Below are 14,522 nucleotides of genomic sequence, written 5' to 3'. Positions count from 1 at the left end.
TGTTTTCGGGCTCGATCAGAGTGCCCGCCGCAACAAAGGAACCAACGCGTCAGGATTCGCGATGGGGTTCGGGTTGGTCCCGCACCAGATGTCCTTGAACGTGTACGTAGCCAGGCTGGGGAGGTCGTTGTCGGTCAGCCCGACCTCTCCCAGCGATCTCGGCATGCCGAGTCGCCGGATCAGCGAGTCCGCCAACTCGTGTGCCGGCGTTTGCGGCGCACCCAAGGACGAACTGATCAGCGCCTGGCGATGCTCGTTGACCTCGCGGTTGTACTCAAGCGCGAAAGGCGCCATGACGCAGGAGGTGTACCCGTGTGGGACGTTGAACGAACCGCCGAGTGCATGCCCGACGGCATGGCTGACGCCCATGTCGAGGCCTGCGACGATCGCGACCATTGACGACCACGCACCGACCTGGCACATCAGACGGGCATCCACGTCGTCGGTGTCTTCCTTCACTCGGACGAGTCCCTCGGAGAGCAGTCGTATGGCATTCATCGCCATCCCGTCGTAGTACCCGTTCGATTCGAGCGAGCCCAAGGTCTCGAAGGCGTGGTCCAGTGCGCGAACCCCGGTCGACAGCCACAGCCACTCCGGCGTGTGCAGCGTGAGTGCAGGATCGAGGATGACAGCCTTCGGGGTCATCGCCGGATGCAAGTAACCCTCTTTGACGTTGCTCTTCTCATCCGTCGACCCGGCCAACGCGTTGAACTCACCTCCCGCCAGGGTCGTGGGCGCCACCACTACCGGGATCTTCGGGGCGGAGAAGGTGGGGGCGGTCACCGATGTGTCGGGATTGACCTGCAGGTGGTAGGCGTCCATTTGCGATGCCTCGCGAACTCCGTGCTCCAGAGTGATTGCAAGGATCTTCGCCAGGTCCGTCGCCGATCCGCCGCCCACGCACAACAGCATGTCCGGATCGGCGTCGGCAGCAACTCGGGTGGCAGCAATGACGTCTTCGCGCGGTACGTGGGGTCGAACCGCATCGAACAGTCCCACGAATCGATCACCCAGTGCCTCGATCACCCGAGCGATCTCGTCTGTCTGCGAGTTGAGCGTCCCGCTACATACGACGAAGACGCGGTTCGCCCCGAGCAATTCTGCTTCCTGGGCTGCGGCCTCCGCGACCGGAGCGCCAATGCGGACTCTCTCCATGGACGGCAGAGAGACAAGTGATGACTGCACGGCAATACCATCTTTCTTTCTTGATCCTCAATCCACCACGACGTCGTCAAGAGCGCTCAGCTCTCCCTCGGTCTGTTCGGGAGTGGGATAGAGCGTGGATCCGGCGCTGGGAAATGTCTCGCACCCCGTCGCAGGCTAACAATGGTTACCCTATAGGAGATCTGTGGCGCACGCCACAATCGATTGTGTGCTTGGCTGGCGAAACCATGGGGCGAGGTGAGTTCATGGGAGACATTGCAGGCTTGATCTGCATCTATCTATCAATCCCCACGGCTTAGATGAAGAGCGCTGTTGCATCTCCAGTGCCAGACAAGGATCGGTTACGGTGGATTCGATCCGCAAATTATCGAACTGCCTAACGGCCGATTGTCTGTTTCTGGAACCAATTGCGTGATGGCGCGAGGGTTGAGTACTGGGATGATGTAGCCATCACTGACACTCTGGTGACGGACGCCGAATCCAGTGCGGCACCCTTCCCAACACTCAGGTGCATGGTGTCGACGGCGCGACATGCATCGACTTCGCCGTGGAGAAGCGCCTCGAACTTTCCTTGGTCGGAACAGCGGCACTGAGGTGAACAATTATCGCGAGGCGTGCCGCGGGTCGATCCGGCTGCAAAGGGACTTGGCATATCGGGGACGAAGGTTTCTTCTTCCGAGATTCACTCCGCCGAAGCTGACCATTGCAGTCGGTCCGGCAAAGTTAGTCGAGACCCTCGGCTTCTGCTGGGGCTTCGAGACTGGGCATACCCACGGTAAATCCGCTGCTGTCGCACGACGCGAACTGTTTCTTCGACTGGATGGACCGTCAGCTAGAGGACATGATTTTCGGGGTTCGATTACGTGCGTATCGAAAGGAGGTGCTGCGTTGTCTGCGTGAGCAAGGGGGCACCGAAGAGCAGAGCACGATGATGTTGCGTCACTTCGGTTCTAAGAGCGCGGTGCCACATCGGCAACCGCCCTTCTGCTTGCCGCGCCACACTCGCCGGAGGCCCTGGTCGTGTCACTCGCCCTCGATCAATGGATCTTCCAGTTCGAGAAGCGCGACCTCGTCCGGATGCAAGTTTTCGTTCGGATCCACGGATCGGGTCAACCGGTCGTTTGGACCCAATTCGTCTGGCGCCTGGATGATCTGAAGACCTTGTGCCAAGATCTCGACTCGTCCACGGTTCTCGTTGCTCGTGAGATCTGCTGCGAAAGCAGCAGCTACGGCGTCGCGTGCCAGAGCCTCCGCCAGGTCCCAATCATGGATGTAATCCTCGACCGAAAGGTTCGCTTCTCGCCGGCTCAGCGCGGCCGAAGTGCATCCTTGAAAGTAGAGAGCGACCAACTCCTGAGCGCCGTCCCACTCCGCCTCCAGGCCGAGGGCTACCGTGTTCCCCCGCAACGCGGATCGAAGGTCGAGCGCGTCAGCTGCTCTCATCGGGGGTGACGCGCGCACCTTGCTCGCGTACTCCTCGAACCCGATCGCGGCGACAGTCCCGACGACATCGATTACTGCGGGCCAATTCGGCCCCAGATGGCTGGCGAGGTCGACGTCCGTGATGGTTGTCGACTCGATGTGTCGGACAAGCGAATCGAGCGAACGATCTGCGTCGTCGTAGAGTCCATCTCGTTGCGCCTGACGAAGCCACTCCGCTTCTGCGACTATCGCATCTCCGGGAATCGAACCGGCGTTCTCGAAAGCTTCATCAATGGATAGCTCAGTACCGACAGCGACTTGGGGCCCCCAAGCCGCTCCGTTGACTCGCAAGAGCTCCGCAGCAGTCTGTACCACGTTCGTCAAACGAACCGACGCGTCAGAAGAGCGACGCAACGCAGCTACATCGGGCCTCGACGGGATGGGTTCACACGCTGGATTGTGCCGTCCACGTTCCGCTTTCGTGATGGTCTCTTCGACGTTCGCAGAGGATGGGCGTGCAGCGAAGATCTTCGATACACCGATAGCACCAGCAGTAGCCACAGCGATGATCAATCCCGCTGCAACGAATTTCGCCCTCCGGGTCGCTACCGCATGCATGCTCTTGATTCCCCTTCGGTGTGCCCCGGGACGATGCGAGCGAAATATCGGATTCTATCGCGAACGCTATCGGGCTCGTGGGACTTCAGTGTTCGGTCAAGCGCAAGATTGTTGCGGGGATCGTGGCGCCATAGGGACTAGGTGCCTTGAAAGGGTTGTGAGACGACTTCGACGATCGCACAGTCGGGACGGGCGCGCCGGGCTCTCGTCCTTGCTGTATGCAGTCGAAGCCAAGAAATGTCGGGGGACGTAATGGGGGGGAGCTGCTGTGGGCCGACGGTGATGTTTTGGTAGCCCCATGGCCACAACATCGAGTAGATCGTGTTCGGTGCCGATCGAAATCCTTGCGGTTGTCACTCTGATGACCGCAAGCAATTCGGAGTACACCTCCTTTCCTCGTCCTGGCGTCAATGATCGTCGGGATGCATCCGAAACGATCGAGCGGCGATGGCACGCCGCGAGGCGATCTGGAAGAGCTCACCGTCACCGCACGACGCATCGAGGACGAGGTATCGGCGGCACGCGGGTCGACGAGCGCAACGGCAGGGGCATTCGCGAAGAACTGGCCGACGGTAGCGCCCAGTGGGTTCGGACGTAGTCAGGCGCTGACAGGATCCAGGAGGCCGGTAAGCCGTCCGGCAATCAGTGCTTCGGACTCTGCGACAATACGTTCCACCAATTCACCCACAGTGGGGACGTCGTGAATCAGTCCTTGCACAGTCCCCGCCGTCCAGATGCCAGCCTCCGGGTCGCCGCTGTCGAACACCGCTCTGCCCCGCGCACCGGCAACAAGATGTCGAACGTCTTGGAATTTGCCACCACTGGAGAGGATTTCGACCACTTCATGGCTGATGCTGTTGCGTGCTACGCGAGCGGTATTGCGCAGTGACCTGAAAATCAGCTCGGTGTCCACCTCGGAGGCAGCAACTATCGCCTCTTTGATGTTGCGGTGAATCGGGGACTCCTCGGTACACATGAACCGAGTGCCCATGTTGATGCCGTCGGCGCCAAGCGCCAGGGCGGCCACTAATCCCCGCGCATCGGCAAATCCACCGGACGCGATCATGGGAATGCTGATCCGCTCTGCTGCTGCAGCGATGAGAACGAGACCAGGTACGTCGTCTTCCCCTGGATGCCCGGCGCATTCGAACCCGTCGATGCTGATGCCGTCGACGCCGAGGGCCTGGGCTTTGACCGCGTGGCGGACGCTGGTGCACTTGTGGAGAACCTTGATGCCGGCGGCGTGAAAGTGCGGCAGATGGGGCGCGGGAGAAGAGCCGGCTGTCTCGACGACTTTCACTCCGCAGTCGATGATCACGTTGCGATACTCATCGTAGGGCGGGGGCGTGATCGTGGGGAGGACTGTGAGATTGACTCCGAACGGTTGGTCGGTGAGCTCGCGCGTGCGGGAAATTTCTCGGGCAAGATCGTCAGGCGTCGGCTGTGTCAGAGCAGTGAGCATGCCGAGCGCGCCGGCGTTTGCAACTGCCGCTACGAGTTCTGCTCTCCCCACCCACTGCATGCCGCCCTGGACGATGGGGTGACGAACTCCGAACGTCTCGGTAAATGCGGTTGTCAGCACTGGACATCTCCTCGATGATGCATGGATATCGGTTTGTCAGTTACGTTGTTGCCAAGCCATTTTCGGCCAGAGTGACGCATTCAGCCCATCGACGACGCCCACTCGTTCAAGGCCGGGACCTGCGAGGGATCAGTTCGTGCCATCGGCGGTTCGGCGCGATAGGGCATGGCAGGCGTCAAATATTGCTCGCCACGTTCGTTGGTGCCGGGGATGAAGGTACGGTTCGCAATCACATCGTCGGCGCAGATTACCTGGTCGTAGTCACGCACAAGCGCGGCAACCACTCCGGCTGCGGTGAGATGCTCTACCGCCTCAGCGGCGCTGCGGTGGCACAGCTGCTTCTCGATCGTGGCGACGAGGACTGCACGGTTTTCCACGCGCAGTGTGTTGGTAGAGAACCGCGGGTCGTCGGCCAACTCTGGTAAGTCGATCGCCTTGCACAGTTCGATCCAGGCTCGCGGTTGGTAGCCGCTGATCACCAGCTCGCCATCGACGGCACGAAAGACGTCTGCGGCAGGTGCGACGCTAGGTTGTCCGTTCCCTTTGCGGCTCATAGCCTTTCCAGACACTTGCCACTCGATCCAGTTGGCGGTCTGCAAGTGGATTGCGACGTCGAGCAGGGAAACTCGGACGGAGGAGCCCTTGCCGGTGCGATCGCGCCGCAGTAGCGCTGCCAGTACCGCTTGGGCGACGACGTAGCTCGTTGCATGATCTATGACCGGTGCGCCCACACGCTGTGGCGGGCCATCCGCCTCACCCGTCACCGACATCAGTCCGCTCTCTGCTTGCGCAGCGATGTCGAGCCCGGCGCGGGTAGCGGACGGGCCTTCCGCCCCGTACCCGCTCACCGAGACGGCGATGATTTCCGGTCGCAGGCGTTGGAGTTCGGCAGAGGAGAATCCCAATCGATCGAGGGTTCCCGGGCGAAGATTGTGCAGCAAGATGTCGCTCGATGCGATCAGATCCCGAGCTCGCTGCAGATCGGCGGAGTCTTTGAGGTCGAGGCAGATTGAACGCTTTCCACGGTTGTACCCGTAGAAGATGCCGCGCGCGTAGTCGGCGTCGATTTGTCGGGCCGGTTCACCACCTGGAGGCTCGAGCTTGATGACCTCGGCGCCGAGATCGGACAACTGCTGCCCGGCGCTGGGTATTGCGATCAGTTGACCGATCTCCACTACTCGGACACCTGCCAACGGCAGGTCTACTTGGTCGGTCATCGAATGATCTCCACATGAGGCGAAGTGACATCCTCAGCGGGCTCCAGGCAGCGCGCCAACAAGATGCCTTCGGTGTGGTTGCAGGGGTTCAGTCGGTTTCTGTCGCCTTCTACTCCCCCGATTCGGATCGTCACGGTTCCATCGTCATTGCGCTCGAAGTGTGCGTCGTTGAGGTTGACGGTGTGGTCGCGGTACTCGAAGGACTCGAACCAGTGGTTGTACAGCATCACTCCGAAGTAGGTGCAGTCGGGGATGGTGAACGTAATGTCTACGGCAGTAGCGTCTTTCAGTGACCACCAGCCGGCAACGTATTGGTTGGAGCTGGTGCCGTAGAAGTCTCCCCACCCTCGCTGCTCCGAGGTCACGCGAATCTCGTTGGGAGACTGACTGAGTGTTTCGATGAGCTGAAGACTGCGTCGAAGGCTCACGTCCATGCCACGAGCAAGTCTCGTGAGGCGCTGGGCCAGCCACGCCGTGTCGAGATCGGGGCGTGCACCAGGCGGCGGACCGAGGCGCTCGATGTGGAGAACGGGATCGATCTCCGCCTTACGCGTCTTGTGATACACACGCACTACTACGTCGAAGCAGCGCTCATCCAGCCGAATGCCGCTGCGCCCCTCAAGTTCTTGTGCGACGAAGATCTCGAAGTTGCCGTCCGCATCACACACCTTGTCGTCGATGACGATGTTGTCGGCGACCCTGTCGGTCCCAGACGCGCCCACACGATTGGCGAGGACGGCGACGTAGGGCACTGTGCCACGGTTACCGTGAATGCGATATGTCTCGTTGGGGTCGATCATCGCAGTCCAGTAGTCGACGTCGATGCCGTCTCCCCAGAACTTTCGCATCGGTGACATCAGGGTGAAGAGTTCAGGCCGGAGTACGTCTTGGCGCTCGATGTTCATCTCGGCGAGGTATCCGAACAGACGAAGTGCGTGCCGTACGCCTTCGGCGCTGTCCAGCGGCGATCCTGTGGCGGCAGCTGTCGAACCGAATGTCGCAAGACTGTCGGTGACTGCAGACCAAGCCTCGGTGAGCTGCCGGCGATCGTGCTGGGACTCGGATTGTGTTGACTGGTCAGCGAGTTGTGTCATCGTTTCTTCTCTTTCGTAGTAGACGAACTGGATTGTGTGTGGGGGCGTTGGTCAGCAGAGGGGGTCGAAGGGGACGTCTGCGTCGGACTTGCCCGAGGTCTGGTTGTTCACCCATGCGACGTTCTGGGTCCATCGGTCGGCTGAAATCTCGACCGGCCAGAGGGCCTTCTGCGAAGCCCACACCTGGTTGGCTTTGTCAGCAGGAACATTCATTCGCTCGGTGAGAAGTTGAGCTCCTGCTTGCTCGTTCGCAGGATCGGCTATCCACCCTGCTGCGGCCTCGAGCGCCGCACACACGGGGGCGGCAGCATCGGATTCAGCGAATGTGGCTGTCGTGACGAGCACAGTGCCCAGGCCGTATGAACTCACGCCGTCAGAGCCCACCGGGTCTACTTCTGTAATCGCCGTCATCGGTATTCCTTGAGCGTCGAATACGGCCTGGCTGGCAGCGGTGAGAACGGCGGCATCTATGTCGCCCTTTCGTGCGAGTGGTATCTGACTCGCGGTAGGTGCCGCTGCGATGAATTGCACCGTGGATGCGTCGATGTTTCGTTCTGCGAGAAGCTGATTGACGAATTGCTCGGCCGCGCCGCCACGTGACGGTATGGCGATCCGCTTGCCGGGCAAATCCTCGATGGTGGTGATGCCGCTGTCTTTCGTCACGGCGATGGCAAGATCGATCGACCCGTACGGGGACAGTGGCCGCAGACTCTGCCCTTGCTCTATGGCCGGCACGACGGTTCCGGGTGCACCGACCGCGAGATCGGTTGTGCCGCCGATGAGACCGCTGATGAGTTCGGGCCCGTTCTTTCCGTCGATGAGCTCGACGTGGAGGCCTTCCTTGTCGAACATTCCTTGTTGGACAGCGACGTAGACAGGCAGGGACAAAGCACTCGCAGGGTAGACCCCGATGGCGACGCTACCGTCGTTCGGACGCCCTCCCCCTCCACACGCGGAAAGCAGTAGGGCCGCTGCAATGACTGTGCCGACAAAAGGTCGAAGTTTCATGGGATTCCTGTTCCTTGATGGCTGGGCGCATCAGAAATCAAGCTGAGTTGGGTGGGCGCATCAGAAATCAATCTGAGTTGGCTGGCCGCACATCAGTGGTCGAGCTGACCACGTAGCCGGTTGAAGATTTCGATGTATCGAGGTTCGGCGGTGAGGGTTTCGAGTTCGCGGGGGCGCTCGATGTCAATGCTGACGTCGTCGATCACCCGGCCGGCCCCGAGCAGCAGAACGCGGTCGGAGAGACAGATGGCTTCGCCGAGGTCGTGGGTTACGAAGATGACCGTCCGGCCTACCTGGGATTGCCAAAGCTCGAGGAATTCTCGCTGTACTTCGACTCGGGTCTGCGCATCGAGGGCGGCAAACGGTTCGTCCATCAACAAGATGTCCGGATCCAGAGCCCACGTTCGGGCCAACGCGACACGCTGGCGCATCCCTTGGGAGAGTTGCCAAGTCCACAGCCGTGACGCCTCGGACATTTGAACGGCCGCAAGCCAGCGCGCGGATTGAGTTCGTCTCTCCGCCTTGGGTACTCCCCTCAATTCGAGACCGTACTCCACGTTCTTCTGCGCTGTTCGCCACGGGAACAGCGCATCTCGGGCCATCATGAAGCCCATCCGAGTACGAGCGTCGAATGGCGTTGTGCCGAGGACCTCGGTCTTCCCTTCTGTTGCGTCTACCAATCCAGCGAGCGCGTTGAGCAGGGTGGTCTTGCCGCAACCACTCCTGCCGACCAGGCTCACGAACTGTCCGCGAGGGATTGTGAGGTCGAGATTATCGACCACAGTTTTCGCCGACCCGTCGGGCGAGGGGAAGGATATCGTCAGTCCGTCGAGTTGGACTGCGGGTTTAATCACGTTGGTATCCATGATGATTCCTGTCATCGTCGAGCCGGTGGCTGCCACCGAAGGAGGTAGCGCTCGGCGAAGTTCATGGCCTGGTTGAGGACGACTGCGACGATTGCGAGAAGTATGAGGATCGCGTAGACCGCTTCCATCCGGAACTGGGCCGAGTAGATCGACACAAGCTGGCCCAGCCCGTCCCGTGACGAGATCAGTTCCGAACCCACGACGCCAAGCAGTGAATAGATCAGCCCCAACCGAAGACCGGCAAAAATGCCAGGTGTCGCGACGGGGAGGAGAATGTGCCAGAACACCTGTGTCTTACTGGCATTCAGGACAGTGGAAAGTCGGAGCCATTCGTCGTCCACTGACTTCACACCGGCTCGTGCACTCGAGCAGACGATGAAGAATACGAGTGTGAACGCGAGAGCGACCTTCGCCGTCATCGTGATCCCGAAGATGACGATAAGCAGAGGTGCCAGCGCAAGACGTGGCATGGCATTCGCCGCATCCAGAAACGGACTCATGATGCGTTCGAGGGTCGGAAGCAGTCCGAGGGAGAGCCCTACCGCCACCCCGACTGCGCTTGCGAGGATCCACGCGATCACGACGGCAGTCATCGTGGCACGCAAGTTCGTCGAAATCTCCCCCGACTGCACTGCTGCGGTGAAGTAGTTCCAGGCTTCGCCTGGCGTTTTGGCCAGAACTGGCTCGATCCAACCTTGCGATGCGACGAGCTGCCACGCTCCGAGTAGGACCAAAAGTAGTGCGGCCTGGGCCAGTCGTACCCCGATGGTGCGTCGTGTACCGGATCGACGCTGTCGAGCGGGCTTCGGCTCAGAGCGTGCCCGCCTCGCGGAACGGGGTGACGTAGCGCCGGATGGCGAACTGGCGGTGATGGTTTCGGTCATTTCGGCGCCTTCTCCGTAGTGCTCACAGGCGGCGATAGGAGCTCGACAAAAGCAGACGGGTGCGTCTGGTCGAAGCTCCCCGGGTTGTTGCTCACTGCGTTCATATGTGAAGCAGATCACGGGATTCTTCTTCCCGTCTACGCCACATTCGAGAGGTATGCCATAGGGTTTACCTATGGCTGACGGGCGCAGAATCGGGCGCGCACGCGGACTTCCATGAGAAGGGAATCCCAATGGACCGGCGTCATCTGGAATACTTTCTCGCCCTTGCTGATCGGGGCAGCATTTCCGCTGCTGCTCGCGGACTGGGGGTCAGCCAGCCGACAATCTCGGAGGCTCTCGCCAGAATGGAGAAAGAGTGCGGCCTGACGCTCGTCCGCCGTGGCTCGCGGGGAGTCACCCTGACCGACGCTGGACGCGATCTCACAGGTCCGGCGGCCCAAGTGCTTCGGGCATACCGGGATTTGGATCACGCTTTGCATCCATTGAACGTCGTGCAGCGGGGTCGGCTGACGGTCGTATGTCCGCGAACATTGGCGCGTGATCCGGCGGCCACGGCCCTCGGTGCGTTCAAAAGCAAGTTTCCCAATGTTGCGGTGACGATGCTCAGCAACGACACCGACGGAATCGGAACGGTGGTCGCCTCGGGTCAGGCTGATATCGGCCTCGGGGTGGACGAGGTGTTCGACGAGGGTGTTGAACGTATCCTTCTCGGCCGGCAACAAATCGTTGCGCTGGTGCCCGCCGCACGAAGTGAAGGCGAGGGGGTAGCGGCGTTGACGGATCTGTTGCGAATCGGATTGATCACCAGCCCGCGTGACGATGTCACTCGGCGACTGTTGGCGGAACGCCTGGGCGAAGGCACTGTGGACGGGGCGGTGGTTGCGGAGACTATCTCTGTGGCTTCGATGATCCCACTTGTACGCGCGGGAGTCGGCGTCGCCTTCCTTCCCGAATCTGTCGCCGATACAGTCGGAGAAGGTGTGGTGCTGTGTCGTACTCGGCCCCCGCTCACTCGTGATATCTGGATGTTCCACGGTTCGACGCCATCGCCTGCGGCACAAGCGTTTATCGAGACGACCAGCCGATTACGTGACGAAGGTGGAATGGGGAACGCCGGATGAGCAACTTCGGAGAGTCCGCGCCCCCGCGAATCGATCCGCGGCAGCTACAAGACTTCCTCGCGGTCGTCGAACACGGCAGTATCACGGCAGCAGCGGCAAACCAGTTCACAGGAACATCGAGCGTCTCTCAATCAATTGCGCGACTCGAAAGACGCGTCGGAGGACGACTTTTCAATCGGGGCCGGGCCGGCGCGACGCTGACTGCGCGCGGACGGAATCTCATTGATCCAGCACGCGAAGCGCTGGCCGCGCTCGACCGATTAGTGGTCGAGCGCGAGTTCTTACTGTCAGCAGTCCCCCACCTCAGTGTTGCCACGACAGCGAGCCTTGCGGACGATCCCACCGCGGTGCTGCTCGGAGCGCTGCGCTCGGAGGTGCCGAATCTGAGAATCACCATCTCGGTTCCGCCGGGGTCATCTGTGGCCGATGCGATTCACCCGGTCATGGCCGGCTCCGCTGACGTGGCAATAATGGAGTCGCCGCCCACCGGCGTTCCCGGGACTCGAATGGTGCGCCTTCCGGACCACAAGTTGCGCCTTGTCTGCCCGCCCGGCACCCCGCTACCGGTGGGCGGGGTATTCATCGGCGAGGACCTCATGCGCATCGGCTTGGTCGTCGCACCGCGGTTTGAAACTTCCGATGTCTATCGCCATCTGCGTTCGATCGAACCGCGAATCGACCACGCCTTCGTGATGAGGTCACAGCATCGCGATGCCTTCGCGGATTTCGCATACGAAGGGATCGGTGCTGTCATCCTCGAACTCTCCAGTGCCGAGCGAGCATCCGAACGGGGCTGCACTGTGGGTGAGATACTCGAACTGCCGCCACGGAAGATCGCAGCCGTGGCAAGGGACGGCCAGAACACGCAGGTCGTCGAACATTTCCTACGGCTGTGTGCCGAGCAATCGGCGCGGAAGCTGTAGGCGGAGTCGATCTCTCTGGGACTTTGCGTATTCGCGGCGGCTGCTCATACGCCGAGAACGATTATTTTGTCTACAGACACAACACTTCTGGGATAGTCCGTTTCCTCGAACAAAGCCGACGGGTCACCCTGCCGTAAATATGTAATACGCGTCACTCCGGATCAACTTCGAAAGGTTGACCTTCATGCGAAAGTCTCTGAAGTATTTCGCGAATGCTGCAGCGACGGTGGCGTTGTGCGCGACACTCGGACTCGCTGGTCCGGCCGGACCGGCCGCCGCCGATACGCCCGGTATTCCGAGCGTCGGGCACGACTGGGCGAGTGCAGGGCCGTACACGCCGAACGTCTCGATCGGGCTGGTGCACACTCTGTACTACCCGCGCCAGCTCGGCGCGCGCGGCGAGAAGCACCCTGTTGTGATCTGGGGGAACGGGACCGGGGTGCTCCCCGGTGCGTACACCTCCTTGTTGCGCCACTACGCCAGCCACGGATTCATCGTGGTCGCCGCCAATACCCCGGCAAGTAACTTCGCCATCACCATGCGGTCGGGAATCGACCTCATCGCGGACAAGGCGGCCAGCCCGTCGAGCGTCTTCTACGGCAAAGTCGACCTGGAACACATTGGTGTGGTGGGGCACTCGCAGGGCGGGTCTGCGGCGATCAATGCTGCGATCGACGACCGCGTCGACACTGCCGTCGCGATCCAGCCAGGCCCGCTCAATGATGTCGACCTCATCGACGAGCCGGTTCTCTATCTGGCCGGCCAGGCCGACGCAATCGTTTGGCCGGCGATCGTGCGGGCGATGTACGAGGACGCCGACCACGTACCGGCCGAGTATCTGGAACTGCGCGGCGCCACGCACTTCGGTACGGCGATCAACGGCGGCGATATGCGCGGGCCGAGCACGGCGTGGCTGCGGTACTGGCTACTCGACGATCCGAACGCCCGCACCGAGTTCTTCGGAGCGAGCTGCGGATACTGCACTGACACCCAGCAGTTCTCCGACTTCGACCGCAACGATCTGGCCCTGCAGATCCCGGGGTGACGGTAAGTCGGGAGTTGTCGAAGACGAACGGCCTGTCCGTTCAGATCGGCGGAATTGAGAAGCTCAAATGACGACGTAGCCATACATCCGTTCGCCCTGAGCCACAGCTCTGGTCGCTAGTTCGGCGAAGGCGGTCAGGAACGGCACTGAGTCCTCCGACGGTTCACTCGTCTCGTCGATTGCCCAGGCCGCCGCAGCGGCGGCGACACCGTCAGCGTTCAATTCCGCTAGTGCATCGCGTAATTCGTCGGTAACCGTGAGCACGAGGGTGTCGCCGTCGTCGCTCATTGCGACGAGTTTCCCGCAGCGTGGACCTTTTGCGACCTCGTCGTAGGGGCGAGCGGTGAGGGCTGCCTCCAGTCGGCCGAGCGCGACAACCGGATCGACGCCTTTCGCCTGCAGAACTGGAGTCCCACCCGCAGCCAACTGAACCCGCGGGCGAGAGGCATCGTTCGCCTCCATCACCGCTGGTTCCAAGTCGACGAGCCCCTCGAGGGCGGAGGTGGCGTGCTCATCCGTGCGCGCGGTGAAGTAGTCGGTGATCGCAGACATGGCGCGATCATCCCACACACGATGCATCCCCACGTCCCGGAGTCCTTCCGCGACTTGACTGATCGCCGTCAGGCGGAACAGGTGTGTGCTTCCTCGATCGCTTTCGCGAAAGCGCGGAGTCGTGGGCTTTCGAGATCGGTACGCCACACGAGGCCCAAAGCAGATTCGGGTAATCCGTTGATCGGTACGAATGTGATGTCCGAGCGCTGGCTGTATGCCGCGGTTGCCGCGCACAGGATGAGGCCGACCTGACTGAATGCGACCTGCGACAGGCCTTCCTGAACGGTGCTCGCCCCGCCCTGCGTGGGAATCGTGGCTCCGCCCGGCGTCGTGCTCGGGGAATTCACACGCTGCCAATAGTCGGGGGCGGGGCCGGTGATGGGTACGAGACAGATCTGCGCCAACTGCTCGGCGTCGATCACGTCCAGTTCACTGAACGGGTGATGGACTGAGACGGCCAGGGTCTGGGGCTGTCGAGAAAAGACGAGCCCGGTTGTCAGCTCGGGCTCATCTACGGGGAGAAGTGCCACTGCCGCATCGATTCGCCCGGCGAGTACATCACTGAACGGATCACCCAGGGGTAATTCTTTGATGGTCACGCAAGTTTGCGGATGTTGTATCTCGAAGCGAGAGACAGCAGCCGCGATCGAATCGTAAATTGCTCCTTGGAAACCCACCCGAAGCGGCGTCGGCATGTTCCGTGCTCTTGACTGAGCGTCCTCGATTACTCCGACAAGCGCACGATGCGCGGGAGCCAACGACGCAAGAAAATCGGCACCGAATTCAGTCAGGTGTACGCGGCGACTGGTGCGCGCCACCAGGCTGGTGCCGATACGGCGCTCCAACCCGCTGATCAGCTGACTGACTCGGCTCTGGGAGATGAACAGTCGTTCGCCGGTGCGACCGAAGTGCAGTTCTTCAGCGAGAACGAGGAAACACTCGATCTCACGCATCGGAGGCTCCGACATTTTCACTCCGACCCTCGACTCATTCGACCACTCCATCATGGCTCATCGATGAATT

The 14,522-nt window shown here is 61.1% G+C and carries 13 protein-coding genes; 3 read left to right on the top strand and 10 right to left on the bottom strand.

The window, feature by feature from the left end; all coding sequences use genetic code 11:
• Positions 1 to 15: 15 nt before the first annotated feature.
• The 8 genes from QMA15_RS23060 to QMA15_RS23025 all read right to left on the bottom strand — a co-directional run bounded on the left by QMA15_RS23060 (position 16) and on the right by QMA15_RS23025 (position 9,855).
• Positions 16 to 1,185, bottom strand: coding sequence for an iron-containing alcohol dehydrogenase (locus QMA15_RS23060; RefSeq protein WP_134999346.1), 1,170 nt, complete (start codon positions 1,183 to 1,185; stop codon positions 16 to 18).
• A gap of 1,002 nt (positions 1,186 to 2,187) precedes the next feature.
• The gene (locus QMA15_RS23055; protein WP_290286712.1) at positions 2,188 to 3,204 is read right to left on the bottom strand and encodes a hypothetical protein; all 1,017 of its coding nucleotides are present in this window, start codon (positions 3,202 to 3,204) and stop codon (positions 2,188 to 2,190) included.
• A 598-nt stretch (positions 3,205 to 3,802) separates the two neighbouring features.
• Positions 3,803 to 4,786: a nitronate monooxygenase family protein gene (locus tag QMA15_RS23050; RefSeq protein ID WP_290286710.1), complete on the bottom strand. Its 984-nt coding sequence runs from the start codon at positions 4,784 to 4,786 to the stop codon at positions 3,803 to 3,805.
• An 80-nt stretch (positions 4,787 to 4,866) separates the two neighbouring features.
• Positions 4,867 to 6,003 (bottom strand): CoA transferase, encoded by a 1,137-nt coding sequence (locus tag QMA15_RS23045; RefSeq protein ID WP_290286708.1) that lies wholly within the window; start codon positions 6,001 to 6,003, stop codon positions 4,867 to 4,869.
• Positions 6,000 to 7,097, bottom strand: coding sequence for a hypothetical protein (locus tag QMA15_RS23040; protein WP_290286706.1), 1,098 nt, complete (start codon positions 7,095 to 7,097; stop codon positions 6,000 to 6,002). The genes QMA15_RS23045 and QMA15_RS23040 overlap by 4 nt, the downstream gene beginning before the upstream one ends.
• A 51-nt stretch (positions 7,098 to 7,148) precedes the next feature.
• A complete protein-coding gene (locus tag QMA15_RS23035) occupies positions 7,149 to 8,105 on the bottom strand; it encodes an ABC transporter substrate-binding protein (protein WP_029256684.1) in 957 nt (318 codons plus the stop codon).
• Between the two features lie 92 nt (positions 8,106 to 8,197).
• Positions 8,198 to 8,971: an ABC transporter ATP-binding protein gene (locus QMA15_RS23030; RefSeq protein WP_290286703.1), complete on the bottom strand. Its 774-nt coding sequence runs from the start codon at positions 8,969 to 8,971 to the stop codon at positions 8,198 to 8,200.
• A gap of 11 nt (positions 8,972 to 8,982) precedes the next feature.
• Positions 8,983 to 9,855 carry an ABC transporter permease gene (locus QMA15_RS23025; protein ID WP_020909703.1) on the bottom strand — a complete coding sequence of 291 codons (873 nt, stop codon included), beginning with the start codon at positions 9,853 to 9,855 and terminating at the stop codon, positions 8,983 to 8,985.
• Positions 9,856 to 10,088: 233 nt separating this feature from the next.
• Here QMA15_RS23025 and QMA15_RS23020 point away from each other — a divergent pair, with 233 nt between their 5' ends.
• From QMA15_RS23020 to QMA15_RS23010, 3 genes are all read left to right on the top strand, one after another.
• Positions 10,089 to 10,979, top strand: a complete 891-nt coding sequence (locus QMA15_RS23020) for a LysR family transcriptional regulator (RefSeq protein WP_264613630.1) — start codon at positions 10,089 to 10,091, stop codon at positions 10,977 to 10,979.
• Positions 10,976 to 11,902 (top strand): LysR family transcriptional regulator, encoded by a 927-nt coding sequence (locus tag QMA15_RS23015; protein WP_290286698.1) that lies wholly within the window; start codon positions 10,976 to 10,978, stop codon positions 11,900 to 11,902. The genes QMA15_RS23020 and QMA15_RS23015 overlap by 4 nt, the downstream gene beginning before the upstream one ends.
• 184 nt (positions 11,903 to 12,086) lie before the next feature.
• Positions 12,087 to 12,947 carry an acetylxylan esterase gene (locus tag QMA15_RS23010; RefSeq protein WP_290286696.1) on the top strand — a complete coding sequence of 287 codons (861 nt, stop codon included), beginning with the start codon at positions 12,087 to 12,089 and terminating at the stop codon, positions 12,945 to 12,947.
• Between the two features lie 63 nt (positions 12,948 to 13,010).
• On the opposite strand, the gene QMA15_RS23005 is transcribed toward QMA15_RS23010, so the two are convergent.
• Both QMA15_RS23005 and QMA15_RS23000 read right to left on the bottom strand, forming a co-directional pair.
• On the bottom strand, positions 13,011 to 13,499 hold the full coding sequence (locus tag QMA15_RS23005) for a hypothetical protein (RefSeq protein WP_290286694.1): 489 nt from the start codon (positions 13,497 to 13,499) through the stop codon (positions 13,011 to 13,013).
• A gap of 68 nt (positions 13,500 to 13,567) precedes the next feature.
• The gene (locus tag QMA15_RS23000) at positions 13,568 to 14,467 is read right to left on the bottom strand and encodes a LysR family transcriptional regulator (protein WP_290286691.1); all 900 of its coding nucleotides are present in this window, start codon (positions 14,465 to 14,467) and stop codon (positions 13,568 to 13,570) included.
• Positions 14,468 to 14,522: the final 55 nt, after the last annotated feature.

It is taken from the genome of Rhodococcus sp. APC 3903, assembly GCF_030407755.1.
GTDB classification, from domain to species: Bacteria; Actinomycetota; Actinomycetes; order Mycobacteriales; family Mycobacteriaceae; genus Rhodococcus_F; species Rhodococcus_F erythropolis.
The sequence above is the reverse complement of the archived record's forward strand: the minus strand, read 5'-3'. Positions and strand labels throughout refer to the sequence as shown.

Excerpts from the sequence above, each read along its gene's own strand:
- QMA15_RS23035 (WP_029256684.1), bottom strand. The coding sequence starts at position 8,105 with ATGAAACTTCGACCTTTTGTCGGCACAGTCATTGCAGCGGCCCTACTG.
- QMA15_RS23010 (WP_290286696.1), top strand. The coding sequence starts at position 12,087 with ATGCGAAAGTCTCTGAAGTATTTCGCGAATGCTGCAGCGACGGTGGCG.
- QMA15_RS23045 (WP_290286708.1), bottom strand. The coding sequence starts at position 6,003 with ATGACCGACCAAGTAGACCTGCCGTTGGCAGGTGTCCGAGTAGTGGAG.
- QMA15_RS23030 (WP_290286703.1), bottom strand. The coding sequence starts at position 8,971 with ATGGATACCAACGTGATTAAACCCGCAGTCCAACTCGACGGACTGACG.
- QMA15_RS23025 (WP_020909703.1), bottom strand. The coding sequence starts at position 9,855 with ATGACCGAAACCATCACCGCCAGTTCGCCATCCGGCGCTACGTCACCC.
- QMA15_RS23040 (WP_290286706.1), bottom strand. The coding sequence starts at position 7,097 with ATGACACAACTCGCTGACCAGTCAACACAATCCGAGTCCCAGCACGAT.
- QMA15_RS23005 (WP_290286694.1), bottom strand. The coding sequence starts at position 13,499 with ATGTCTGCGATCACCGACTACTTCACCGCGCGCACGGATGAGCACGCC.
- QMA15_RS23000 (WP_290286691.1), bottom strand. The coding sequence starts at position 14,467 with ATGTCGGAGCCTCCGATGCGTGAGATCGAGTGTTTCCTCGTTCTCGCT.
- QMA15_RS23015 (WP_290286698.1), top strand. The coding sequence starts at position 10,976 with ATGAGCAACTTCGGAGAGTCCGCGCCCCCGCGAATCGATCCGCGGCAG.
- QMA15_RS23020 (WP_264613630.1), top strand. The coding sequence starts at position 10,089 with ATGGACCGGCGTCATCTGGAATACTTTCTCGCCCTTGCTGATCGGGGC.
- QMA15_RS23055 (WP_290286712.1), bottom strand. The coding sequence starts at position 3,204 with ATGCATGCGGTAGCGACCCGGAGGGCGAAATTCGTTGCAGCGGGATTG.